21 protein-coding genes and 1 tRNA gene are annotated in these 23,541 nt (G+C 56.1%); 10 read left to right on the forward strand and 12 right to left on the reverse strand.

Going from position 1 to position 23,541, the window contains the following annotated elements; all coding sequences use genetic code 11:
* Positions 1-77: 77 nt before the first annotated feature.
* Entirely contained in the window at positions 78-782 is a 705-nt protein-coding gene (locus YBN1229_RS04635) for a pirin family protein (RefSeq protein WP_046477070.1), read from the reverse strand.
* A gap of 125 nt (positions 783-907) precedes the next feature.
* Here YBN1229_RS04635 and YBN1229_RS04640 point away from each other — a divergent pair, with 125 nt between their 5' ends.
* The gene (locus YBN1229_RS04640; RefSeq protein ID WP_046477072.1) at positions 908-1,813 is read left to right on the forward strand and encodes a LysR family transcriptional regulator; all 906 of its coding nucleotides are present in this window, start codon (positions 908-910) and stop codon (positions 1,811-1,813) included.
* 24 nt (positions 1,814-1,837) lie between these two features.
* Here YBN1229_RS04640 and gcvT read toward each other — a convergent pair whose 3' ends face one another.
* The 3 genes from gcvT to YBN1229_RS04655 form a co-directional block, all read right to left on the reverse strand.
* Positions 1,838-3,016 (reverse strand): glycine cleavage system aminomethyltransferase GcvT, encoded by a 1,179-nt coding sequence (gene gcvT / locus YBN1229_RS04645; RefSeq protein ID WP_046477073.1) that lies wholly within the window; start codon positions 3,014-3,016, stop codon positions 1,838-1,840.
* Positions 3,017-3,374: 358 nt separating this feature from the next.
* The gene (locus YBN1229_RS04650; RefSeq protein ID WP_082101017.1) at positions 3,375-4,946 is read right to left on the reverse strand and encodes an inorganic phosphate transporter; all 1,572 of its coding nucleotides are present in this window, start codon (positions 4,944-4,946) and stop codon (positions 3,375-3,377) included.
* A gap of 70 nt (positions 4,947-5,016) precedes the next feature.
* Positions 5,017-5,436 carry an NUDIX hydrolase gene (locus YBN1229_RS04655; protein ID WP_046477076.1) on the reverse strand — a complete coding sequence of 140 codons (420 nt, stop codon included), beginning with the start codon at positions 5,434-5,436 and terminating at the stop codon, positions 5,017-5,019.
* Positions 5,437-5,789: 353 nt separating this feature from the next.
* Between YBN1229_RS04655 and YBN1229_RS04660 the strand changes: the two genes are divergently transcribed.
* The 5 genes from YBN1229_RS04660 (at position 5,790) to YBN1229_RS04680 (ending at position 13,660) form a co-directional block, all read left to right on the forward strand.
* Positions 5,790-6,071 carry a hypothetical protein gene (locus YBN1229_RS04660; RefSeq protein ID WP_046477078.1) on the forward strand — a complete coding sequence of 94 codons (282 nt, stop codon included), beginning with the start codon at positions 5,790-5,792 and terminating at the stop codon, positions 6,069-6,071.
* A 267-nt stretch (positions 6,072-6,338) separates the two neighbouring features.
* Positions 6,339-7,469, forward strand: coding sequence for an efflux RND transporter periplasmic adaptor subunit (locus tag YBN1229_RS04665; RefSeq protein ID WP_052743708.1), 1,131 nt, complete (start codon positions 6,339-6,341; stop codon positions 7,467-7,469).
* Positions 7,470-7,483: 14 nt separating this feature from the next.
* A complete protein-coding gene (locus YBN1229_RS04670) occupies positions 7,484-10,618 on the forward strand; it encodes an efflux RND transporter permease subunit (protein WP_046477080.1) in 3,135 nt (1,044 codons plus the stop codon).
* Positions 10,619-11,035: 417 nt separating this feature from the next.
* Positions 11,036-11,488 (forward strand): nucleoside diphosphate kinase regulator, encoded by a 453-nt coding sequence (rnk, locus tag YBN1229_RS04675; protein ID WP_046477082.1) that lies wholly within the window; start codon positions 11,036-11,038, stop codon positions 11,486-11,488.
* Between the two features lie 384 nt (positions 11,489-11,872).
* A complete protein-coding gene (locus tag YBN1229_RS04680; RefSeq protein WP_090227115.1) occupies positions 11,873-13,660 on the forward strand; it encodes a potassium/proton antiporter in 1,788 nt (595 codons plus the stop codon).
* Positions 13,661-13,726: 66 nt separating this feature from the next.
* On the opposite strand, the gene YBN1229_RS04685 is transcribed toward YBN1229_RS04680, so the two are convergent.
* Together YBN1229_RS04685 and YBN1229_RS04690 are read right to left on the reverse strand one after the other, a co-directional pair.
* Positions 13,727-14,122 (reverse strand): autotransporter domain-containing protein, encoded by a 396-nt coding sequence (locus YBN1229_RS04685; protein WP_152024957.1) that lies wholly within the window; start codon positions 14,120-14,122, stop codon positions 13,727-13,729.
* Between the two features lie 12 nt (positions 14,123-14,134).
* Positions 14,135-14,211: transfer RNA gene (locus YBN1229_RS04690), tRNA-Arg, on the reverse strand.
* 379 nt (positions 14,212-14,590) lie between these two features.
* Between YBN1229_RS04690 and YBN1229_RS04695 the strand changes: the two genes are divergently transcribed.
* Positions 14,591-16,033, forward strand: a complete 1,443-nt coding sequence (locus tag YBN1229_RS04695) for a mannose-1-phosphate guanylyltransferase/mannose-6-phosphate isomerase (protein ID WP_046477085.1) — start codon at positions 14,591-14,593, stop codon at positions 16,031-16,033.
* A gap of 17 nt (positions 16,034-16,050) precedes the next feature.
* Here the strand turns inward: YBN1229_RS04695 and YBN1229_RS04700 are convergent, their stop codons facing one another.
* The gene (locus YBN1229_RS04700; protein ID WP_046477087.1) at positions 16,051-16,737 is read right to left on the reverse strand and encodes a response regulator transcription factor; all 687 of its coding nucleotides are present in this window, start codon (positions 16,735-16,737) and stop codon (positions 16,051-16,053) included.
* Between the two features lie 341 nt (positions 16,738-17,078).
* On the opposite strand from YBN1229_RS04700, the gene YBN1229_RS04705 reads away from it, so the two are divergent.
* Positions 17,079-17,495, forward strand: a complete 417-nt coding sequence (locus tag YBN1229_RS04705; protein WP_244465008.1) for a L,D-transpeptidase family protein — start codon at positions 17,079-17,081, stop codon at positions 17,493-17,495.
* A 122-nt stretch (positions 17,496-17,617) separates the two neighbouring features.
* On the opposite strand, the gene YBN1229_RS04710 is transcribed toward YBN1229_RS04705, so the two are convergent.
* The 3 genes from YBN1229_RS04710 to tesB all read right to left on the reverse strand — a co-directional run bounded on the left by YBN1229_RS04710 (position 17,618) and on the right by tesB (position 20,497).
* Positions 17,618-18,979, reverse strand: a complete 1,362-nt coding sequence (locus tag YBN1229_RS04710) for an ammonium transporter (RefSeq protein WP_046477089.1) — start codon at positions 18,977-18,979, stop codon at positions 17,618-17,620.
* Between the two features lie 19 nt (positions 18,980-18,998).
* Positions 18,999-19,337: a P-II family nitrogen regulator gene (locus YBN1229_RS04715; protein ID WP_046477090.1), complete on the reverse strand. Its 339-nt coding sequence runs from the start codon at positions 19,335-19,337 to the stop codon at positions 18,999-19,001.
* A gap of 269 nt (positions 19,338-19,606) precedes the next feature.
* A complete protein-coding gene (tesB, locus tag YBN1229_RS04720; protein WP_046477092.1) occupies positions 19,607-20,497 on the reverse strand; it encodes an acyl-CoA thioesterase II in 891 nt (296 codons plus the stop codon).
* 133 nt (positions 20,498-20,630) lie between these two features.
* Between tesB and YBN1229_RS04725 the strand changes: the two genes are divergently transcribed.
* On the forward strand, positions 20,631-21,869 hold the full coding sequence (locus YBN1229_RS04725; RefSeq protein WP_046477094.1) for an FAD-dependent monooxygenase: 1,239 nt from the start codon (positions 20,631-20,633) through the stop codon (positions 21,867-21,869).
* 26 nt (positions 21,870-21,895) lie between these two features.
* Here the strand turns inward: YBN1229_RS04725 and rimM are convergent, their stop codons facing one another.
* Complete coding sequence (rimM, locus tag YBN1229_RS04730; RefSeq protein ID WP_046477096.1) at positions 21,896-22,444, reverse strand: ribosome maturation factor RimM; 549 nt, start codon at positions 22,442-22,444, stop codon at positions 21,896-21,898.
* Between the two features lie 39 nt (positions 22,445-22,483).
* A complete protein-coding gene (locus YBN1229_RS04735; protein ID WP_046477098.1) occupies positions 22,484-23,059 on the reverse strand; it encodes a helix-turn-helix domain-containing protein in 576 nt (191 codons plus the stop codon).
* A gap of 81 nt (positions 23,060-23,140) precedes the next feature.
* On the opposite strand from YBN1229_RS04735, the gene YBN1229_RS04740 reads away from it, so the two are divergent.
* Positions 23,141-23,407: a hypothetical protein gene (locus tag YBN1229_RS04740; protein WP_046477100.1), complete on the forward strand. Its 267-nt coding sequence runs from the start codon at positions 23,141-23,143 to the stop codon at positions 23,405-23,407.
* Positions 23,408-23,541: the final 134 nt, after the last annotated feature.

The raw sequence follows: 23,541 nt of genomic DNA on the forward strand, positions 1-23,541 counted from the left end.
GCGCGCCGGTATCCACACCGGACTAAACCGACAAGGTCACAGGCTCACGACCGGCGATCTCGGTAGAGTAACCGCAATTAGATGGCCATATCGAACAACAAGATCTCAGCCTCATCGGAAGTTCCTGTCAGCTCGATCTTGCCCGGCTGCCCAATCGCAGCGCCATCTCCAGCTTTTAGGTCTTCTCCGTTGACCGACGCGGAACCGCGGGCGATATGAACCCACCCGATACGACCCCGCGCGATCTCATGCGTGATCCTTCCGCCCTTTCCAGGCAACGTCGCATAAAGATCGACGTCTCGATGAATGATCACAGAACCTTCACGGCCATCCCCCGAACCAACGAGTTTCAGAACACCGCGCTTGTCATCGTCGCTGAAGTTTTTCTGCTCATAGCTCGGTTCAAGTCCGCGAGACTCGGGAATGATCCAGATTTGCAGGAAATGGACCTGCTTATCTGCAGACGCGTTGAATTCACTATGGCGGATACCCGTACCGGCAGACATCCGTTGGACGTCGCCAGGACGTATCACGGATCCCGTGCCGAGGCTGTCGACGTGTTCCAAAGCACCATCCAGCACATAGGAAACGATTTCCATGTCGGCGTGCGGGTGTGTGGGAAACCCACCGCCGCCAGCGACCCGATCATCATTGATCACGCGCAATGGACCAAAACCCATGTGTTTGGGATCATGATAGTGACCGAACGAGAACGTGTGCCGGCTGTCGAGCCAGCCAAAGTTGGCACGCCCGCGCTCCTCAGCTCTTCGCAGTGTCAGCATGGCAAACCTCTTCATTTTGCATCCAGGCCATAGCGCCCAGCATCTGGAGAGATATTTGACATCCGTGACGCAGGGATACAATTGGGAGGATCAAACCCAAACTGCTTCCAAAACGGAACCAATAAATGGATAAGCTCGACGCCATGAATGCCTTCGCGAAGGTCGTTGCCACCGGCAGCTTCGCCGAGGCAGGCCGCGAACTGGGGCTGACACGATCGGCCGTCAGCAAAGCGGTGATGGAACTGGAAACGCTCCTCGCCGCTCGGCTTCTTGATCGCACCACGCGCCGAGTAAGCCCGACAGAGGCAGGCCTGGCCTACTATGAACGCTGCATTTCGATCCTGGCCGAGGTCGAAGAGACAGAAGCCCAAATCTCGCGTCTTCATGATGAACCGCGAGGCATCCTCAAGATCAATGCTCCAACATCGTTCGGAACGCTTTACCTGGCCGAAAGCATCGCCGAGTTCATGCAGCTCTATCCGGATTTATCCGTCGAGATGACGCTCAATGACCGCTTCATCGATCCCATCGCCGAGGGCGTCGACATAACGATCCGGATTGGAGAACTCACCGACTCAAGCTTGATTGCGCGACGACTTGCACCCGCACGTCTGGTACTCGCAGCCGCGCCGGCATATCTGGAGAAGCGCGGGATTCCAACGCATCCCTCAGAGCTATCCCGCCACGACTGCCTGACATACGGCTACGCCACAGCCATGCAGCGATGGCGTCTACGAGACGGCGAAAAACTTCTCACGGTCCCGGTAAACTCAAAAATGTGCTGCAACAATGGAGAGATCCTGGGCGTTGCGGCCATCGCCGGCCACGGTATCACCAGCCTGCCAACATTCATTATCGGCCCAGCGATCCGGGCAGGCGACCTGCAAGTCGTACTCGCAGATTATCCACCAGACGATTTGAGCATATCGGCACTCTATGCACCGAACCGATATCTCGCGGCGAAGACGCGCGTCTTCATCGATTTCCTGGTCAAACGCTTTGGTTCAAAACCACCCTGGGAAATTGACTGAGGAACAGTGCCCTAAGCACCGACATCACTTAGACCGTAAACTGTTCCCATTTCCACGTCTGTAGTGCGGGGCAACAAACGGCAGCTCAACAACCATAGCCGGCAAGAATTGCCCGCGAACTTCCGCAACGACCCCGGCACCCGGAACGGCAAACGAGGCATCCACGTAAGCCATAGAGATTGGCGCACCGCCAAGGCTTGGACCAAACCCGCCCGAAGTGACGTTTCCGACAGCCAGTTCGTCTTCCTCCTCAGCGACCAGGAGAGCGCCGGTGCGCAGAGGTGTCCGCCCGAGAGGTCTTAACCCGACGCGACGCCGCCCTGTACCATTCTCGAGCTGCTGTAAAATCACGTCGGAACCGGGAAATCCTGCAGGGCGAGTGCCACCCGGACGACGGCATTTCGCAATAGCCCAACTCAAGCCGGCCTCTACGGGTGTTGTCGTTTCATCGATGTCACAACCATACAGGCACAAGCCCGCTTCCAAACGAAGCGAGTTGCGCGCACCCAATCCAATCGGGGCAACGGCCTCGTGCTCGAGCAACGCCTCGGCAATCTCACGGGCTCTGTCGGCCGGAACGGAAATCTCGAAACCATCCTCACCGGTGTAGCCTGATCTGGAGACCACACAAGACGCACCAAGAATTTCGAACTCCGCGGCCTCCCTGAACCGCAGCTCGGCACAACGCGGTGCAACATCGGAAAGGGCGACCTCGGCTTCGGGCCCCTGCAATGCGATGAGCCCGCGGTCGAGAGGCTCAATCGAGCACTCATCTGAAATGTGCTGCTGCAGGTAGGCTTCGTCAGCACTCTTGCGGCCCGAATTTGTCACGAGCAGAAAATGGTCTCCACCATGAATGACGAGAAAGTCATCAAGGATCCGTCCGCGTGAGTTCGTGAAGAGACAATAGCGCATCTGGCCTACACTCAGGCCGGCAATGTCAGCCGGAACGAGCCGTTCCAGGGCTTCCGCGACATCTGCCATATGGCCAGATTTTGGGCGTATCCGGATCTGTCCCATATGCGAGATGTCGAACAATCCGGCCTGGGTGCGCGTGTGTAAATGTTCCTTCAACAGCCCATCACCAAAGTGCAACGGCATGTCGTATCCGGCGAACTCCGCCATATGACCGCCAAGCTCTACGTGCAGGTCATACAAAGGTGTAATTTTCAATTCCTCAGTTTCAACCGAGTCATCACTCATAGTTAGGCTCCCGGATACATTCGGCGCACGCCGACCCCTTAGGGATCTGCAAGCGGAGCCGAAGCCGCTCCCGTCCATACATGTTCGGACCGTTACTGCCTAATGCAGTATTCTATCATTCTTGACAGGGTCTCGGCCAAGCCGGCGCCCTCCCAGTGTTGGCTCTTCGGATCGTTTCTCGATTTCCGGTGGCATATTGAGACACACGGTTCTGCCACGGGCCAACTTACATTGCGGTGCAAGGATGGTGCGCCTGCCTGTCGCAGTCAACCCTACTAGAGCTCAAATTGCTTCAAACACGCGGCTCTTACGTCGTTCGTTCAAAAATTTTGATATCATTCGATAAACAAACAGCAACTCAACCCTGCCAAAGCATAATGACGGTATAGAGGATGGCCGAAAGGGTTGCCGCTGCGGGAACCGTTACGAGCCAAGCTGCGACAATGACCATGAAGTGCGAGCGGCGAACAAGCTTCCGGCGCTGCAACTTTTGGGAGTCAACCACGTAGTGGCGCGCCGTCTGTTTTTTCCCTTTGTTCTTCTTGAGCATGTACTCGCGGCGGCGGCGGCTGTGGGTCGTATAATATTCACGGAAAAACCCAACCCCGAAAACCGCACCGACCGCGATATGCGTGGAACTAACCGGCAAACCCAGCGCTGAAGCGAGAATAACGGTGATCGCCGCGGACAGCGCGACGCAATAGGCGCGCATCGGATTCATCTTCGTGATCTGCTGACCGACCATTCGTATGAGCCGGGGCCCATAGAGAAATAGGCCGATACTGATACCCAGCGCTCCTATGAGCATAATCCAAACAGGAACATCCACAGCCGCCCCGACAGAACCTTGCTCGACTGCATTGAGAATAGCTGCAAGGGGGCCGATCGCATTCGCAACATCGTTGGCACCGTGGGCGAACGACAACAATGCTGCCGAACAGATGAGCGGAACATGAAAGAGCTTTCGCAAGGACCTGTTACGGTTCTCCATCCCCTCCGATTGCCGGCGAATGAGAGGCCGCAGAACTGCCAATGACACGAAAAACGTCGCGACGGTGGTAAGTAAGAGCGTCGTTCCGTCGGGCTTCCAAATGTGATTGAGCCCCTTCATTATCAGATAGGCCGTAAACGACGCGGCCATGATCGCAATAAGGATCGGGACCCAGAAACGCGCCGCATCAATCTTGTCGTCACGATAAACGATGTACGTTTTAATGAAGGCTAGAAATATCGCGGCGATCACGCCGCCCAGCAAAGGCGATATAACCCAGCTTGCCGCAATTGCCCCCATCGTCGTCCAGTTCACTGCACCGAAGCCGACTGAGGCAATGCCCGCGCCCACGACTCCGCCAACAACCGCATGCGTCGTCGACACTGGCGCACCGATATAGGTCGCAAGGTGAATCCAAAGTGCTGATGACAACAATGCGGCCATCATAGCCCAGACAAACTGCTGCTCACTCGGCAGAACGCTGGGACTGATAATCCCTTTGGCAATGGTTTCGACGACGTCTCCACCCGCGATAAGCGCACCAGCGCACTCGAAGATCGCCGCAATAATAAGTGCGCCAAACAACGTCATCGCGCGTGAACCCACCGCGGGGCCAACATTGTTGGCGACATCATTCGCGCCGATATTGAGGGCCATATAGCCGCCGATAACCGCGGCAGCTATGATGACGACAGCGTTCGGTTCCGCACCGATGTAAATTGCAGCAACGCTTCCAGCAAACGCGAGAAACAGCAGCGCCAAGCCTGGAGCCATAAGCCCGAAGGAAATCGACCGGGTCGCTTCCTCAAGGTGTGCGATCTTTCGCAGATCTTTATCAAGAGAGGCTTTGCGCAAGACCGGCTGAGCCACATCGCCCGCCTCGTCGGTTGCAGGTGTTGCGCTCCCTCGAACCAGTCTGCCGTCGTTGGAAATTGTCATTGAACTTTATGGACCATCGTCAAGATCGCGGCGTCAACGCTCGGCTTCAAAGGAATTACGGTCGTGCGCCTCATACTTCCTCGTATGCGAACGCAGCAATCAAATTGGCTAAACCGCGTTCGCTGACACGGTTTGCAGCGTCATGCGGAACAAGCCAAGCAATTTGACGTTGCCGCCGCTCCGGCCAATCGAGAAGTTGACGATCGACATGCAGCGCGAAAACGCTAACTCGACACTTTGCATAAGCAAAAGCATGTAGTTTCTTACGATATTCGTACGATCCGAGGACTTTTTCGCTTATCGTCCCTGAGACGCCCGCTTCCTCGAAGGCCTCCCGTGACGCGACCGTCGAGTCCGGCATACCGACCTTCGACCAACCTTTCGGGATGATCCATCGTTTCGTTTCCCGAGTGGTCACAAGACAAATCAGTGGCTCGTTGTCGACAACGACGTAAGGCAAAGCTCCGTATTGTACGAGTTCGGTTTTCATAACGCCTTTTTCAGGTTCCGCCGTGGCGCAACCTCCCTCCCGTAGCCCCTAAGGACCTCGGACAACGCAAATCCTAATTGACACGGCGACTGATGCGACCGCCACCCGCTGTCCCGTGCCCTATTCCGCCCTCTATGTGCATCATCCTGCGCGGCAGGTCATCCCAGAACAGTCGATTTGTCCAATCTGACTAAAAGCCTTTTAACAAGTTATCTCAGTCAGAAAAGGCGAACGAAGCGCGAAAAAACCGACAAATCAGCCGTGCGCGCACGCACGAGGAAACAGCCAGCATCCCCCTTGCCAGCCACGAATCAGGTATGTTTTGCCGATCGGCCAAATCGGAGAGACGAGCCATGTCCGTGAAGACGACCCTGGTCCTACCCGGCAAAAAGTTGTCCGTTCCGCGGTTCTTCAAAAGACTTATCCAAATCGCTTCCGCCGTAGCATTAACGGCGTTGGTCGTATTGGCCGTCGTCGTAGGCAATGGTCTGTTGGTCGCTAAAGGCAAGACCTTCAAAGGATTCGACACTTGGCTGGCCTTTATCTACCGAACTGACATTCTGGCCACGATGATCCTCACGGCGGTTGTCACCGTGCTGTTTGTATATTGGCAACGCGATCACGAACGTCGCTGAGGCCCTAGCCCCTCACGCAACAATAAGTTTACCTACTCTCCCTGGACCTCATCCGTCTGCGCACGTATGTCATTGTTTGGCCCGTGAGACGACGCTTCACGGGCCAAACATTATGCGCTGGAACCGCGAAACTCAGCTTGGTTGAGCCCCGCCTCTATCGTAGGTTAGCCCAGCGTGCCGTTGCCGGCACCTTCCGAGCCAATCTTGCTTATAAGATCTAAACGGGTTTTTCCCTCAGCCATTGAACTCCTGTGAGGAGCCGTCTGAATGACGCCGAAGCCTATTCTCACCGTTCTCGCCATATGCCTTTCGGTGTGTTCGGTATGGCCAAAAGAAGCACGCAGCCAAACGCCTGGAGCCAATCAACCGCCACCAAGCGTTATCGTGGACGCGGTACACAACCAGGAAATCTCGCCACAACAGACGTTCACCGGACGTGTGCAGGCCATCGACAAAGTCACGATTAAGGCGCGAGTTTCAGGCTTCATAAAAAGTCGCGGCTTCGAAGAGGGGGCCGAAGTCAAAGCCGGACAAATCCTGTTCGAACTGGAACGTGAACCCTATGAAGCAGCTGTTGAGTTGGCCAAAGCCAATCTCGCCAGCGCTCAAGCCGGACAAGCGCTCGCCCAAGCCACATACGACCGCATTAAGCCTCTGACAGACAAGGGAACGACGTCTCAAGCTACGCTGGACGACGCCGACGCGAAGCTGTCGCAAGCCAAAGCCGCCGTCGAAGCCGAAAAAGCTAATCTAACGAAGGCACAACTCGATTTGAATTACACGGTCATCCGATCCCCTATGGACGGAAGAACAGGCCGCGCGACTTATGCAGTCGGTGAGTACGTCACGCCCAGCAGTAATCCCCTCGTGACCGTCGTCCGGCAGGACCCGATGTACGTCGCGTTTGCGGTGCCGCAGCGTGTATTGCTCCACGCCCGCCGTGAAGGCTTCAATTCAGATAACGTCATTGTCCGGCTAACGCTTCCGGACGGCTCAATTTACAAGCACGATGGTTCCATTAGCTTCGCCGAAGTGGAAGGCAATGCGGGCACGGACACGGTGACAATTCGCGCGTCCATTCCCAATCCAGAGCGCCTCCTCGTCGATCAGCAGCTCCTTGGCGTATCGGTTATTTCCAAAACAGCCGAAAAGAAGCTGGTGATGTCTCAATCAGCCGTCCTACTCGATCAGGAGGGGGCCTATGTTCTTGTCGTGAACAAAGATAACAAGGTTGAGATGCGACGCGTTGAGCTCGGAGACCAAGTCTCGCCGAACGTCATCATCAATAAAGGCCTGGAGGAGGGTGACCGCGTGATAGTCAGTGGACACCTGAAGGCACGGCCGGGCTCGCTCGTCGAGCCACATCTCGCAAAAGCAGACATCTCGGCTCAGAACTAAGGCGGCGCTCAGCGATGATTTTTGACGTCTTCATTCGTCGCCCACGTCTGGCGATGGTCATTTCCATCGTGATGACCCTCGCTGGGGTCATCGCTACACTTGTTATTCCTGTCGCGCAGTATCCAGACATTGCCCCACCAACGGTTCGTGTCAGCGCCAACTATGGCGGTGCAGACGCGGTGACGGTGGAGGAAAGCATCGCTCAGCCGCTCGAGAACGCCATCAACGGCGTCTCGGACATGCGCTATATGAAGTCGACCTCGTCCAATGATGGCTCTTACAGTCTGACGGTCGCTTTTACGCTCGGAACCAACCCCGACATCAACACGGTCAACGTTCAGAACCGTACGGGTCTCGCAACTTCGAAATTACCCGAAGAGGTCCGCCGTACAGGTTTGACGGTAGCCAAGGTTTCAACTGACCTTTTGCAGGTCTTTCTGTTCCACTCACCTGACGGCAGTAAAGATCAGCTCTTCCTCTCAAACTTCGTAAACATCTCCATTCTGGACGAGATCAAACGCGTGCCCGGCGTTGGCGATGCCTCCATCTTCGGTGCGCGCGACTACTCCATGCGTATCTGGATTGATCCCGAGCGTCTGGCTAACTTCGATCTCTCGGCGCAGGATGTCATCCAAGCGATCCAGTCGCAAAACGTGCAGGCCGCAGCGGGCCGCATTGGTGCCGCGCCATTGTCTTCTGACCAGCGCATGCAGCTTTCGATCGTCACACAAGGCCGCCTTGTGTCCGAAGACGAGTTCGCAAACATTATTGTCCGCGGCGGTGAAAACGGCGCCTTCGTCCGTGTGAAAGATGTGGCGGACGTCAAGCTCGAAGCCGCCTCGTTTGACTCCGAAGCCCGTTATCAAGGAAACCCCGCCGCCCCTGTCGGTGTGTATCTATCACCGGGTGCAAACGCCGTGTCGGTTGCACAGGCCGTTACCGACAAACTCGAATCCCTGAGACCGCGGTTCCCCGAGGGGGTCGAATTCGAGTATGTTTACAACACTGCTGAGTTTGTCGGCGCCATGATCGAGAAGGTAATCAGTACTCTTCTCGAAGCGTTCGCACTCGTGGCTATTGTCGTCTTTTTGTTCCTCGGCCGTTTCCGCCCAACAATCATTCCGCTCATTGCCGTTCCCGTAGCGATCATTTCGACGTTCGCGGTCCTGCTTGCCTTCGGCTATTCGGCCAATACCATTTCTCTCCTGGCTCTCGTTCTCGCCATTGGTATCGTCGTCGATGACGCCATCATCGTCGTCGAGAACGTCGAGCGCGTCATGCACGAGGAGCCGCACCTCACACCGGCCGAAGCCACAAGCAAGGCCATGTCGCAGATTGCTGGACCGGTCATCGCAATTACGCTGGTACTATTGTCGGTGTTCATTCCTGTGGCGTTCTTGCCCGGCTCATCAGGTGTCCTCTTCCGCCAGTTCGCCGTCACCATTTCGGCCGCGATGGTCATTTCGGCCATCAACGCTCTGACGTTGTCGCCGGCTCTGTGCGCCGTATTCCTGACACCCGGCGCTCCAAAAGGCATCATGGGCCGGATCACGCGCGGCATCGATCACATCGGGGATGGCTACGCAGCGCTAGTCTCTAAGGCAGTCAGAGTCGCGATGCTAAGCATCGTGGCGCTCGCGGCCGTAGCCGGTCTGACCTATTGGTTCTTCTCTCAAACGCCCTCTGGCTTCCTCCCCGACGAGGACCGCGGGTTCATCATGGCCATCGTTAATCTTCCTGCCGGTGCGTCGCTGAATAGAACTTCTGAGGCCGCCGCCAAAGCAGAAGCGATCGTTTCAAAAGATCCAGCCGTCGACGGCGTTACCACAATTCTTGGTCTCGACTTCCTCGGAGGCGGCGCCGCTTCCAACGCGGGCGTGATGTTCATTCGCTTGAAACCGTATGGCGAGCGCGAAGCACGGAACATGGGTTCTACAGCAGTTGTTCGACGGCTCTATGGACAGCTCTCGACGATTCCGGATGGCAATTTCATACCGCTCAACCCCCCATCAATCTCTGGTCTTGGTCAGGTAGGTGGCTTTGAATTCATGCTGGAGGCCCTCCAGGGACAAGAAGCCTCCGACATGGCGGGGGCTATGCGCGGGCTCATCGTGGCTGCAAACCAGCAACCTCAATTGACCTCGGTCTTCTCCACGTTCGACGCTGAAACACCGATTGTCCGGCTCGATATCGATCGCGATAAGACACGGGCGTTGAACATCAACCTCGCCAGTGTCTTCGCTGCACTCCAGTCAACACTCGGCGGCTATTACATCAACGACTTCAACCTTTATGGCCGCACCTGGACGGTACGCATTCAAGCCCAGCGCCAGTTCCGCGGCGCTATCGACGACATCTACGGCGTGTACGTCAAAAATGCCGCCGGAGAAATGACCCCTATGTCGGCCATTGCCACCGCGCGACTAGATGTCGGCCCCCGTACCCTCACGCGCTACAACAACTACCGTGCGATCTCGATTAACGGCCAGGCTGCCCCTGGAATTGGCACAGGTGAAGCCATCACGGTCATGGAGCAAGTCGCAAAGAGTACCCTGCCCCCAGGCTATTCGTTCGAATGGACGGGACAGGCGCTCGAGCAGATCCAATCCGCAGGCCAAACACCGATCGTGCTCGGACTCGCAATAGTCTTTGCTTTCCTCTTCCTCGTAGGCCTTTATGAGAGCTGGACGATCCCAATTCCCGTGGTCCTCTCGGTAACTGTCGCCATATTCGCCGCACTTCTTGGACTGTGGCTCGTCGGTCTGAGTTTCACGCTTTATGCCCAGATCGGCATCGTCGTGTTGATCGCTCTGGCTGCCAAAAACGCTATTCTGATCGTCGCGTTTTCCGTCGAAAGACGCGCCGAAGGTGAAAGTGTTCTCGAGTCTGCGATCAACGGTGCCCGCCTGCGTTTCCGGCCGGTTATGATGACGAGTATCGCGTTTATCATGGGTCTGATCCCACTCGTACTGGCGAGTGGGCCCGGCGCCGGTAGCATGTTTGCCGTTGGCGTCCCGGTCCTGGCCGGCATGCTTGGCGCGAGTATTCTCGGCATCTTCATCGTGCCACCGCTCTACGTGATCTTCCAGAAGATGAGAGAACGCTTCCACCGAGCGACCGGAAGAAAACAAACTTCAGAGACGACCTGATCTCACATCGGCACGCAAGCTGAGCTTGGCAGTTGGCGAGGATCGCCTCTCCAACCTCAGCTTGTCCGCTGCCAAATTCAGCCTTTTTTTCCTGCGACGATCTAAACTTCGTTGCAGCCGGCCCAGAAACAGCACTGCAAGCTCTGGCTTGACAACAGTCGCGGAAACCCCAAACTGATCGTTATGAAAACTTTGGCCAGCATTAGTGCGCCACGTGCGCTTCGGATTCTGCTCATCGCAGAATAGTAACCCCAGCTCGGCCAACGCGCACCCTCCGAGCCTGGGGCGCGTCTTTCCGATACGCAATTGCTCTTAGCGGAAAGTTCCGCATATCGGCCTCGGTGCGCAACCGCCTCAACCATTTCATTTGAACCGTAGGACAAGTCCACGGACAAATATCGCAAGGTGCGCCTAGCCATGACCGACACCATTCAATTTCCAAAAAAGCCCGGCATCATTGTCAGTGACGCAGATCAGCGCCGCTTGACGACACTCGCGACAACGGCACTCGATCGAGCGCCGGAAGTTGCCGAAGAACTCCTCAACGAAATGGAGCGTGCGGAAGTCGTTCCCGCTCAATCCGTTCCCCCGACAACGGTGCAGATGGGCTCAACCGTCCTCTACAAAGCCGACGACGGGCGCGAGCGCCGGGTCTCACTTGTCTTTCCAGGCCAGGCCGACATCGCGGAAGGAAAGATCTCGATTCTGACACCAATCGGTACGGCCCTCATTGGACTGTCCGAAGGGCAATCTATTTCATGGATGACGCGTGATGGTCATCGCCGATCCATGACCGTCGTCAAGGTTGAAGGAACCATCGACACACTTCCACCGACGGACGATACGGACCCCGGTCCTGCTGCCGCATAGAGAAGTCTGATGCCACGGAGACCGGCGCAACGCCGGTCAATCCTTTCTCGCTCCGGAAGTTGTTCTCACAATCGCTTCCCCCTGCTGCGCCTCAGTTCAATTTCAATTCAACTGCGTATCAATCTCCCAATTCTGCCTCGTCCCCCGGCAAGAGCCTCAATTTTTCTCAAACTTCCAGTAACCGTGCGCATTTTTCCCAGTAACACGGTGTTCTGACCTCTAGACAGAACCGCACGGTCACGTACGATAGTTCGGGCATTCCTCGCATCGATAACGTCGCTGGTCTGTCGTCCTAACGGGACTTCCGACTGTTGGTTTGCGACGATACGCTCGCCGAGATCGGATCGCTTTAATGAACAAGCCGGAGAGGAGATCGAGAACGCAATGCTGACGTCCATGTACGGAATAATCATAGTAGGATCTTCACTACTGATTATTTCGGCATTGACGAGCATCATCGCTTTCCGCTTCGGTGCCCCGCTTCTTCTCGTCTTCCTCTCCATCGGCCTGCTTGCTGGCGAAGACGGTATAGGGGGTATCCAATTTGACGATGCAGAATCCGTCTATTTCTTCGGCAGCATAGCCCTCGCCATCATCCTGTATGACAGCGGTTTCAACACCAAACTGCAGTCCTTGAGGCTCTCGGCAGGCCCATCCCTACTTTTGGCAACTGCAGGCGTGGTCATCACCGCCAGTATCGTCGGGCTCGCCGCACATTTTGTCTTCGGCTTCTCATTACTGGAAGGCATGTTGCTTGGCTCGATTATTGGATCGACGGACGCCGCCGCGGTCTTCTTCCTTCTTCGCGTCGGTGGCGTGACAATCCGCGACCGCGTGCGTTCGACTCTGGAAGTCGAATCGAGTTCGAACGACCCGATCGCTATCCTACTCACCACCGTATTTGTCGAACTTCTCGCACGTCCTGATACACCCTCAGGGCTGCTCGCCTTCGCAATAACCGCGTTCCAACAAGCCGGGTTGGGCTTGGCATTCGGCGTACTGGGGGGCTTCGTAATTATTCAGGTGGTCACCAGGCTAAACCTCGAAGCAGGCCTCTACCCCTTAATTACATTGGGATTGGCGGTGCTCTGCTTCGGTATAACCGGCATGGTCGGCGGCAGTGGCTTTGTTGCCGTTTTCGTCGCTGGTGTCATTGCAGGCAATGCCAAATTCAGCGGCATCATCTCGCTCCGTAAATTCCAGGACAGCCTGACTTGGGTTTTCCAGATCGCAATGTTCTTGTTACTGGGGCTGTTGGCTAGTCCCTCCCAGTTTCCAGACGCCATCGTGCAGGGCATTGTCGTCGCTGCGGTGCTGACCTTTATCGCCCGGCCAATCGCCGTCTGGTTATGTCTACTCCCCTTCAACTATCGGCCACAGGATACCGCGTTCATTTCCTGGGTCGGCCTGCGCGGCGCCGTATCGGTGTTGCTTGCCGTGCTACCAATCACAGGCGGCCTGCCAAGCAGCCAGCTGTATTTCAACATTACATTCATTGCGGTGCTGGTATCACTGCTTCTGCAGGGTTGGACCATACGTCCGGTCGCCCGCTGGCTGGGGCAGATCGTGCCACCGAAAACCGGTCCGCTGGAAAAGATAGAACTCGAGCTCCCCGGCGGCACATCCCATGAGCTTGTATCTTACCGTATCGTCCCCGACAGCCCCATCGCAACTGGCGCAAGGTTACCGCGATGGGCCCGGCCATCGCTCATTCTCCGCGATGGCGCTTCCCTACGATTGCATGATGCCGGACGGCTCCAGACCGGCGACCATATCTACATCTTCACGCCACCGCGTCTCGTCCCAATGCTCGACCGTCTCTTTGCCAGCGCCGCAACGAGCGTGGATGAAGATGATCCGACACTGTTCGGGCAATTCCAGCTGGACCCAACGCAGCCGTTGGAGCGGCTGGCAGACATGTATGGTGTGCGTTCAAAGGTTGGTTCAGAATTGACCATTGCCGAATACATGGAAGACCGTCTGTCAGGGCCACCCGAACCCGGCGACCGCGTGGATTTCGGGAGTATGGATTTGATTGTCCGCGACATCGACGGCTCGGGACGCATTAAAGCGGTTGGCCTCTATCTTGGGCCCGAATACGAGCCCGTCGACAATCAACCGTTCTTTATCCGGTGGCTTGAGGCCCTGCACTCATTCCGCTCGAAAAAATAGAACGCCGACAAAGCCCCATCGCCCCCATTCCGGCAGCGGCAGCCAGTTCGGATTTCGGGCCGCAGATCAGAATCGCACGGAGAGAACGGCGTTCACTCCGTGATCGTACGCGTCCGAGGCAAGCTGGCCGGAATAAGAAAAGTTCAAGCTGGAGTTTACAGCAAGATTGAAGTCGATACCCGCCTCGATAAGCGCTGTGTCATCGGCAATAGGAGCTCCGGCAATTAAGAAAGAACCGCTGCCGACGACACTGTGCGCGGCCAGTGGGACAGTGTCGCCGAAGGCGTGGCGCCAACCGAGCAGACCATGCGCAGCAGCCGTAACACTGCCGAACGTCATCATCGTGGAAGCTCTGAGACCGATGCCAATCGAATTACCTGGTGCCAGTGTACCGCACCGGGGGCGGGCCAAGGCACAAATAGGATAAACCAGCCTCCAAAACGGACTGGCTCCGACTTGCATGCACCAAAGAAATGGTGACCCCGACAGGATTCGAACCTGTGACCCTCAGATTAGGAATCTGATGCTCTATCCTGCTGAGCTACGGGGCCTGACCACGTCCTCGCCAAGATGACCAGATCTATGCGAGGTTCTCCAGCTCGATTAACCGTCTCACGCTGAGAACGTCAATAGAGCCAACAAACGTTAAACTAACATGCTTCGGTCTCGATCAAACAACCGTGGCTGCAAATGCTCGAAAAGTTCTCTAACTTCAGCGGTAATGGTTCCCGCTCTACCCACGCGCGTGGCCAAACCATCGCTCTGAACAAACGGAAATTAACTGCGCTGACACATTCGCGGTCATGTTCACCATCGTGTTAGAGAATTTTTTTCAGCTCGGTAATGTCAGGCCTGTAGAGTGGGCGTAGGGCTCGGTCACTCACCGCCCCTGCGGTTCCCCCAAATCTTAATCGGAAGGTGTTGAACGGTATGGCGACGATTACGCCAGTGATCCTATCGGGCGGTTCCGGCACGCGCCTATGGCCACGCTCGCGGTCCATGTACCCCAAGCAGTTCATCCGCTTCCTCAATGATCAAGAAACGAGTTTCCTCGGGGCAACCCTGCGCCGCCTTCCCGCGGAAGAAGGATTCGGCGCACCCATTCTCTCGTGCAACAACGACCATCGATTTCTGATCAAGGAAGAACTTGAATCTGCCGGGATAGAAGCCCAGGCCATCGTTCTCGAACCTGCTGCCCGCAATACGGCGCCAGCGATCGCCGCCGCGGCCCTTATCGCAATGAAGAATGATCCCGAGGCCATTCTCGCGGTCATGCCATCCGACCACATCATCGGCAATGAGACCGCTTTCCGTGAAAGTATATTGGCTGCGGCCAAGGTCGCCAAATCCGGTCGCCTCGTTCTTTTCGGAATTACGCCGTCCGAAGCGAATACGGGATACGGTTACATCCGCCGAGGCTCACCGTTCACGGAGTTCAACGGCGTGTTTCACGTCGACGCCTTCTTTGAAAAACCCGATAAAAAGACCGCAGAACAATACCTCGCTTCCGGCGACTACTTTTGGAACAGCGGCATCTTCGTTCTGCGGGCCGGGACGTTCATCAACGAACTCGCAAACCTCGAACCCGGCATTCTCAAAGCGGCAACCGCAGCTGTCCAGAATGCCGAAACCGATCTCGGCTTCCTCCGCCTTGAGGCAAAGGCATTCGCCTCGGCGCCCAGTATTTCGATCGACTATGCCGTCATGGAGAAAACCGATCGCGCCGCCATGCTGCCCATCGACGTCGGCTGGAACGACGTCGGCTCATGGTCGTCTCTGTGGGACGTCGCGCAACACGATGCCGACGACAACTACATCAATGGCAACGCCGTAACGGAAGGAACGCAAGGCTGCTTTATCCATTCCGACAAACCGATCGTGGCCACCCTCGGCGTTGAAAATCTCATCATCGTCGATACGCCGGACGCATTGCTCGTCGCTGATCGCACACGCGCTCAGGATGTATCGGGCATTGTCAAACGCTTGAAAGATGAAGGCCGCAAAGAGCACGAACAACACGTCCGCAACTACCGCCCTTGGGGTTTTTTCGAAACCCTGAGCTTAGCGCCACGGTTTCAGGTCAAGAAACTGCACGTCAAACCGGGCGGCAAGCTTTCCATGCAAATGCACCACCATCGCTCCGAACACTGGATCGTGGTGCAAGGCACAGCCAAGGTCGTTATCGGCGACAAGGAATCGCTGGTTCGGGAAAACGAGAGCGTCTACATCGTCGCCACGCAATGGCATCGCCTGGAGAATCCCGGAAAGGTCCCGCTGGAACTGATAGAAGTGCAGATGGGTAGCTATCTGGGCGAAGACGACATCATCCGTTCGGACGACATTTACAAGCGCTCTGCTGAGGAAACCAAATAGAGGGGGAAGCTCGTACCTCAGGGCACGAGCTTGTAACCGCCTGTTTCCGTCACGAGAAGCTCCGCATTGGACGGATCCGTCTCGATCTTCTGACGCAAACGATAGATATGCGTTTCGAGCGTATGCGTCGTAACGCCGGCATTGTAACCCCAAACTTCGTGCAGCAGCACATCACGGGTCACCACTTTCTCCCCGGCCCGATAGAGATACTTCAAAATCGAAGTTTCTTTTTCGGTTAGCCGGATCTTCGATCCCTTCGCGTCGAGCAGCAGCTTGGACGCAGGCTTGAAGGAATACGGCCCGATCGTAAACACCGCATCTTCGCTCTGCTCGTGCTGACGAAGCTGGGCGCGAATCCGCGCGAGAAGCACCGCGAATTTGAAGGGCTTCGTCACATAGTCGTTCGCACCCGCATCGAGACCAAGGATTTGATCCGCATCGGAATCATTTGCCGTCAGCATAACGATGGGGCTTTTAAAGCCGGTCTTGCGCAGTTGCTTAACCGCTTCGCGCCCATCCATATCCGGAAGACCAACGTCGAACAGCACAAGATCGTGGTGTTCGAACTTGGCAATTTCTATTCCGCGTGCCGCAGTCTCAGCGACACTAACCTCGAATTCATCGTGGAGTGACAGCTGATCTCTTAAGGAATCGCGAAGGTCATCATCGTCATCGACAATGAGGATCTTGCGGGCCGTGCTCATAATGAATGCTCCATATCAATGGATTGCTTCTATAAATTCTATCACCTGTCGTGCTGATACCATAGGGTTCAACCGCCGCATGCGTCCTGCGCCAATGCCGCAGGTTGTTGTCACTGTACGTAACCGGACAACCTGGGAAAACAATGGTTCGCCGTCGAATAGCTGGTTATCAGCCAACAGATCCAAGGCGCTGAAAATACCTGAAAGGATGGAACATCGAACCACATTTCCGTCAATTGACCGTGAACGTTAAGAATGCACATGCAGCAGTCGGCGTAGTTCAATTCGATAGTCGGCAATTTCCGTGTGCATTAGGCCGCAGCGGCCTCTCAAGCATAAAGATGGAAGGCGACGGTGCGACTCCGATAGGACGCTGGGCGCTACGCCGAGCCTATTATCGCGCCGATCGGATTCAACGCCCTATAACAGGCTTACCTTTGCAGGCAATTCGTCCAACCGACGGTTGGTGCGACGCTCCCTGTGACCCGAACTACAATCGCCCCGTATCCCACCCCTACAGGGCGAGCGCAGAACGTCTTTGGCGCCACGACCACCTGTACGACCTCATCATCGTCGTGGGCTACAATGACGTCCAACGAAGCCGTCGTCGAGGCAGCGCTATATTCATACACGTCGCGACACCGGACTTCGCGCCCACTGAGGGTTGCATCGCGCTCCGCCGGAACGACCTGATCCAACTCGTTGGCATGATGCGGCCGGGACAGGATCTTCACATCGGCCCTTATCACTGGCGCTAACTCCCAATCTTCGAAATGGCGATGTTGGGATGTTATAAAAAAATGACCCGGCATCGTCATGCCGGGTCAAGGCTAGAGCAGGATCGGGGAGGTCCCTGCCCATCAGTCTAGTGGAAGAGCACTTAGAGTCGTTGGCTGCCGACCCCAAACTCAGGGTACGCTTCCAGACCAATTTCCGCCTTGTCGAGCCCTTGCATCTCTTCCTCGAGCGATGCGCGGATGCCAATCGTGAATTTCAGGATTACCCAAATCACGAAGGACGCCAGGAAGACGAAGGCACCGATAGCAGCGACGCCGAGACCCTGGACGGCGAGGTTTGCTTCAGCGTTGGTCCAAGCGACGATCAGCGTACCCCAGATACCTGCGCAGAGGTGAACAGGGATCGCACCAACAACGTCATCGATGCGCAATTTGTCGAGCAGCGGGACCGTAAGAACGACAATCACACCGCCGACGGCGCCGATAACAACCGCCTGCCAGATAGCAGGAGCCAGTGGCTCAGCGGTGATGGACACCAAGCCAGCCAGGGCACCGTTCAGGCCCATGGTCAGATCGACTTTGCCGTAGATGATCTGCGTCATGAGAAGAGCAACCATGACACCCGCAGCCGCAGCCATGTTGGTGTTCACAAAGATGCGCGAAACGGCCGAAGCATTCTCAAGCGAACCAAGAGCAAGCTGAGAACCGCCGTTAAAGCCGAACCAGCCAAGCCACAGGATCAACGTACCAAGCGTCGCCAATGGCATGGAGGAACCAGGCATTGGGTTGACCTGACCGTCAGGTCCGTACTTGCCGTGCCGTGCGCCGAGCAGAAGAGCACCGGCCAGAGCGGCCCAGCCACCGGTAGAGTGAACAAGCGTCGAGCCTGCGAAGTCAGAAAAGCCCATGTCATCGAGCCAGCCTGCACCCCACTCCCAGGAACCCTGAATTGGGTAGATGAATCCCGTCAGGACCACGATGAAGATAAGAAACGGCCAAAGCTTGATGCGTTCTGCCAGCGTACCAGACACGATCGATGCCGTGGTGGCGCAGAACACCATCTGGAAGAACCAGTCGGATCCGGTGGCATAAGCGTTGGCGGTATCCGCGGCCGGATCAGGCAAGGAAACCGGCGCAATCGCACCAATGTAATTTGCAATGATCCATGACTCGCCAGGATACATCAGGTTGTAGCCGACGAGCCAAAACATGATACCGCCGATCGAGTACAGCGCGATGTTCTTGGTGCACTGCATAGCGACGTTCTTGGAACGGACAAGACCAGCTTCGAGCATTGCGAAACCAGCCGCCATGAACATCACGAGGAAACCGGCCATAAGGAAGAGCAGCGTGTTGAAGACGTAGTCAACGTTTGCCGCCGTAGCAGCAGTCTTAGGATCAGCGGCCGCAGCTGCGGCCTCTTGAGCCACACTTGGTTCGATCATCAGGCCCAGCAATCCGGCTCCGAGCAGTCCGGCTCCGAGCTTAGATTTAAAGAAGTTCATTCAGATTCCCTCCTGCTACTCAAAGCGCCGTCACATCGATCTCGCCGGTACGAACGCGAACGGTGTGATCGATGGGTGAAATGAAGATTTTGCCGTCGCCGATCTGACCGGTCTTGGCTGCGGTCTGCACAGCCTCAACCGCCTTCTCAACTTGGTCGGATGGGATAACGATTTCGATTTTGATTTTGGGAAGGAAACTCACAGCGTACTCAGCGCCGCGGTAGATCTCTGTATGACCCTTTTGTCGACCGTAACCCTTGACCTCGGTTACCGTCATTCCCTGAAGTCCAAGGTCGGTGAGCGCGGTACGCACCTCTTCCAGCTTGAACGGTTTTATTATCGCAGTCAGTAATTTCATGCTCGACCCCGTTTAACGGTTCTGAACCAGCAATATGAAATTGCGGTACGACGGTCGCACCCGCCGCGGACGACCGAAAGCCCAAGGGCCCTCAGCTACCGGATCGTTAAGACTCAAGAGCTGTGCCAGATTCGAAATTTCGATCTAAAGCGATGAAATCGTGTGATAATATTTGAGGCGCACCCCGGGTGATGACGGATTGGCCACCACCATTATGATTAAATTTTACGCAAATGACCTAGATTGCATAAAATTTATGCACCACTTGATCACCGGATCGAGAAATTAGTTGATCGCCGGCGCATCAGACCTTCCTGCGCACTCGATGCAACTAAGACGCCTTCACGCGTGAACACCTGCCCTCTGCAGAAACCGCGAGCACCTGAAGCATTCGGGCTATCCTGCACATAGAGAAGCCATTCGTCTGCGCGAAGCGGTCTATGAAACCAAAGCGCGTGATCCAGACTCGCTAACTGGACATCTGTATCAAACAAGGTTTTGCCATGCGCGATCAAAGCCGTATCGAGCAGGGTAAAATCAGATGCGTAAGCGAGCACCACCTGATGGGCCGCCGGATCTTCCGGCAGCGCCTCTGTCGACTTAATCCAAATCGACTGTTGCGGCGGCCGGGCGGTCTGATTGAGATAGCGGGAAATATCGACCGGACGCATGTCAAATGGCTGCGGCCGACTCCAATAATCTCGCATGGAATCAGGAATTTCGTTGATTCTGTCTGCGACTAACTCACTGGCGCTCAACAGCTTTTCGGGGCCAGGCACATCCGGCATTTCGGCGGCATGTTCAAAACCGTCCTCCGCCTTGTGGAAGGAAGCGCTCATTATGAAGATAACGGCGCCATGCTGTATGGCTTTGACTCTGCGTGTCGAGAAACTCCCACCTTCACGCAGCCGCTCGACATCATAGATGATGGGATGTTGCGGATCACCAGCCAGAAGAAAATAGCTATGTAATGAATGTACCTGCCGGGCAGGCTCAACTGTCCGAATAGCTGCGGTTAGCGCTTGCGCGAGCACTTGGCCGCCATAAACCCGTTGCCATCCCTCCCATAGACTCACGCCCCGGAAGAGATTGTCTTCAAGCCGCTCAAGATCGAGAATGGAAAGCAGCTCAGTCGTAATCGACCCTACGTCTTTGCTCATTGCGTCGGAATGGCTTACCCAAGGGGCAGAAGAGAGACAATATTCAGGTACCACAACCCTTTCGCACACGCCGGAACACGGGGCAAGCACGCCCTCACCAGAGACATCTAACACTGCGAACCTACGAGTCCCTATGACCCAACGCTACGACATCGTCATTTCCGGTGCCAACTACACCGCGCTGAGCCTTGCCTGCGCTCTCTCCCAAGCGCTGCGTGGGGACCTCTCTATCGCCATTCTCGATCGCAACCCGGGATCCGAAGATCCTGCGCGCCCCAACACGAGTCCACGCGCGTTTGCGTTGTCATCCGCTTCGAAACGCATGCTGGAGACACTCGGCATTTGGAGCAGCATCGCCGACAACGCACAGCCCGTCAGCGAAATTGAAATCACGGATTCAAGCCTCGAAGCCGGCATTCGCCCCGTCCTACTCACATATGACAACCACCTCGATGACGGTGAACCTGCCTCGTTCATTGTGCCCGACGCGTTAATCGCAGCATCGCTACGCCAAGCGACAAAGGAAGCCAGGAACGTCGACTGGATATCTGGAGCTGAAGCAGCGTCGTTCGATGAAATTCCGGGCGGCCTCACTGTGACGCTCGCAGATGGCCGCACCTTTAACTGCAGCCTCCTGGTGGCAGCGGACGGACGGCGCTCGAAGATCCGCGACTTGGCGGGCATTGGGCTGATCTCGTGGGATTATAAACAGTCCGGTATCTGCACGACCGTCGCCCATGAAGATCCGCACAATGGCCGCGCCGTCCAGCATTTCCTGCCGTCAGGGCCCTTCGCAGTTCTCCCATTACCCGGCAATCGCAGCTGCGTGACCTGGACTGAGGAACGCCAGGAAGCCGATCGCCTCATGGGCATGGACGACACGACTTTCTTGGATGAGCTTACCCGGCGTTTTGGTCACAAGCTCGGTGAACTCTCTTTAGTCGGAACCCGGGCTTCATGGCCGCTTTCGATGCATTTAGCCCGAGGTTTTATCGCACCTCGACTGGCGCTTGTCGGCGACACGGCGCGAGGTGTTCACCCGATTGCCGGACAAGGTTTAAATCTTGGACTTCGCGACGTGGCCGCTTTGGCTGAAACAATAACGGAAAGCGTCCGCGTAGGTCTCGACGCGGGTGACCAACAAGCGCTCGAGCGCTACGAACGCTGGCGTCGGTTTGATTCAACGCTCTCCACCGCAGCATTTGACGGCCTTAACCGCCTCTTCTCAAACGATACAACGCTGCTGCGATCTTTGCGTGAAGCCGGCCTCGGCCTCGTCGACCGTTTGCCTATTGCAAAAGCCGCCTTCGTCAAAGAAGCTGCCGGACTGACCGGCAATCCACCTCGTCTCTTACAGGGCCAACCCCTTTAAGGTCACACGGGGCCGGAAATACGCACCTATTCGTTTTCGTCCGAATCCTTCGCCTCATTGGCGATCTCGAACTCCAACGGCCACGCGACGATAACTTTTCCGGCCGAAATATCGACTTCGGGTACAAAAGCCTCGCTGAAAGGGACGAGCTCCGTCCGACGCACGCCATTCAGCCGAATCTCCAGAAGATCGCCGGCTCCATAGTTTTCGACACCGACGACCTCGCCAAACTGAGCACCGTCGCGGTCGAACGCCTTCAGTCCCGCGAGATCCTCATAATAAAACTCGCCTGGCTCAGCATCGGGTAATTGCCCGCGATCAACCCACAGCTCGGCGCCTTTGAGGGCATCGGCGGCCGTCCGATCGCTCACGCCTGTCACACGCGCGATAACTCCTTTCGGCGTCACCCGCTGCACCTTGAGGCGTAATGCACGACCACCGTCGCAATCTGTGAGTTCGCCATAGTCCCCGATGGCTTCCGGTAGCTCCGTAAAAGAGTGAACCAGCACGTCACCGCGAATTCCATGTGCTCCGCGTATTCGCCCGAGCAACACTCGGCCAGCACTTTTCGTCATATCTCAATCTGCATTCTGAACCTTGTTCTGCCCCGCACGCTAATTGGGCAGAGGCCCCAGGTACGTCAATTGCAATTCGACTTGTTCGCCCCTGACATCCACGATGGCATGTGAGGCTGGGGCCGCGCGATCAAACGCCCCGACAATATCGACCACGGCACCTCCTGGACCAGCACCGCCTCCCGTAAACAAAACTCCGTTGGGCGGCACCTGTAACCGAACGTGCATTTTATTCCGCTGCGTAGCCGCATCATATTCGTACGAGCCCGTAAATAATCCCCCTTGCCGGTCGGACCCTAGAATTTTCCCGTTCCTTAAAACAGCAAGCGCCGCGTCACTTTCCGCGATCTGGCAATCGTTTACCCGGCAGGTAAGGCTATAAATTCCTTCATCCAACATGCGCTTCCTCCCTTCCAGACGGGCAAACTCTTCCGCGAGGAGTTCCGGCGGCAATGCTAGTAGGACCCTAAGATACGCAGCCACCGGCCCTGGCAGCGAAACATCCCCCGTCGCCCACTGACTAACGGTGCGCGCGCTGACATCAATCAAACGAGCCAACTCGCTTTGGCGCAGACCAAGACGTTCCAGGATCGCCTTCAGGCCAGACTCAGACATACGACCACCGGCTATTCCGTATTTTACAAACCCACACGAATCCTGCAGTATGCTGCCTTTTTAGCATGCGAGGATTTTTAGATGGCTTGTTTCGTAGTGGCATACGACCTGAATACGATCGGTCAGAATTATGACTGTATCATTGATAAGCTTAAGCAGCTTCGCCACTGCCATACCCAACAGTCCGTTTGGTTTGTGGAATATGAAGGTTCAGAAGAAAATCTGGCGATATACCTAGCGGCTTGCCTCGACACGAACGACCGATTGTTTGTTAGCGAAGTTTCTGGGTCTTGGGCGGGCAAAGGCATGCAGGTATGCGGGAAGTGGCTCAACGATCGCGGATATTGAGACCGCCGCAAATTCCACCATCGGCAGGCCTTCGCGGAGCGTAGCCAAGGGGCCTTCCTTCTACGTGAACGAGAAGACCAAGCCCCCAAGCTGCCCAGTGAAGCACGTATAGCTTCATGCATTTTCTCCCAATA

The organism is Candidatus Filomicrobium marinum, assembly GCF_000981545.1.
Taxonomy (GTDB): Bacteria; Pseudomonadota; Alphaproteobacteria; order Rhizobiales; family Hyphomicrobiaceae; genus Filomicrobium; species Filomicrobium insigne.

What these genes read in the sequence shown, in the direction of transcription:
- YBN1229_RS04635 (WP_046477070.1), bottom strand. Translation starts at nt 782, where the DNA reads ATGCTGACACTGCGAAGAGCTGAGGAGCGCGGGCGTGCCAACTTTGGC.
- YBN1229_RS04640 (WP_046477072.1), top strand. Translation starts at nt 908, where the DNA reads ATGGATAAGCTCGACGCCATGAATGCCTTCGCGAAGGTCGTTGCCACC.
- gcvT (WP_046477073.1), bottom strand. Translation starts at nt 3,016, where the DNA reads ATGAGTGATGACTCGGTTGAAACTGAGGAATTGAAAATTACACCTTTG.
- YBN1229_RS04650 (WP_082101017.1), bottom strand. Translation starts at nt 4,946, where the DNA reads ATGACAATTTCCAACGACGGCAGACTGGTTCGAGGGAGCGCAACACCT.
- YBN1229_RS04655 (WP_046477076.1), bottom strand. Translation starts at nt 5,436, where the DNA reads ATGAAAACCGAACTCGTACAATACGGAGCTTTGCCTTACGTCGTTGTC.
- YBN1229_RS04660 (WP_046477078.1), top strand. Translation starts at nt 5,790, where the DNA reads ATGTCCGTGAAGACGACCCTGGTCCTACCCGGCAAAAAGTTGTCCGTT.
- YBN1229_RS04665 (WP_052743708.1), top strand. Translation starts at nt 6,339, where the DNA reads ATGACGCCGAAGCCTATTCTCACCGTTCTCGCCATATGCCTTTCGGTG.
- YBN1229_RS04670 (WP_046477080.1), top strand. Translation starts at nt 7,484, where the DNA reads ATGATTTTTGACGTCTTCATTCGTCGCCCACGTCTGGCGATGGTCATT.
- rnk (WP_046477082.1), top strand. Translation starts at nt 11,036, where the DNA reads ATGACCGACACCATTCAATTTCCAAAAAAGCCCGGCATCATTGTCAGT.
- YBN1229_RS04680 (WP_090227115.1), top strand. Translation starts at nt 11,873, where the DNA reads ATGCTGACGTCCATGTACGGAATAATCATAGTAGGATCTTCACTACTG.
- YBN1229_RS04685 (WP_152024957.1), bottom strand. Translation starts at nt 14,122, where the DNA reads ATGCAAGTCGGAGCCAGTCCGTTTTGGAGGCTGGTTTATCCTATTTGT.
- YBN1229_RS04695 (WP_046477085.1), top strand. Translation starts at nt 14,591, where the DNA reads ATGGCGACGATTACGCCAGTGATCCTATCGGGCGGTTCCGGCACGCGC.
- YBN1229_RS04700 (WP_046477087.1), bottom strand. Translation starts at nt 16,737, where the DNA reads ATGAGCACGGCCCGCAAGATCCTCATTGTCGATGACGATGATGACCTT.
- YBN1229_RS04705 (WP_244465008.1), top strand. Translation starts at nt 17,079, where the DNA reads ATGGAAGGCGACGGTGCGACTCCGATAGGACGCTGGGCGCTACGCCGA.
- YBN1229_RS04710 (WP_046477089.1), bottom strand. Translation starts at nt 18,979, where the DNA reads ATGAACTTCTTTAAATCTAAGCTCGGAGCCGGACTGCTCGGAGCCGGA.
- YBN1229_RS04715 (WP_046477090.1), bottom strand. Translation starts at nt 19,337, where the DNA reads ATGAAATTACTGACTGCGATAATAAAACCGTTCAAGCTGGAAGAGGTG.
- tesB (WP_046477092.1), bottom strand. Translation starts at nt 20,497, where the DNA reads ATGAGCAAAGACGTAGGGTCGATTACGACTGAGCTGCTTTCCATTCTC.
- YBN1229_RS04725 (WP_046477094.1), top strand. Translation starts at nt 20,631, where the DNA reads ATGACCCAACGCTACGACATCGTCATTTCCGGTGCCAACTACACCGCG.
- rimM (WP_046477096.1), bottom strand. Translation starts at nt 22,444, where the DNA reads ATGACGAAAAGTGCTGGCCGAGTGTTGCTCGGGCGAATACGCGGAGCA.
- YBN1229_RS04735 (WP_046477098.1), bottom strand. Translation starts at nt 23,059, where the DNA reads ATGTCTGAGTCTGGCCTGAAGGCGATCCTGGAACGTCTTGGTCTGCGC.
- YBN1229_RS04740 (WP_046477100.1), top strand. Translation starts at nt 23,141, where the DNA reads ATGGCTTGTTTCGTAGTGGCATACGACCTGAATACGATCGGTCAGAAT.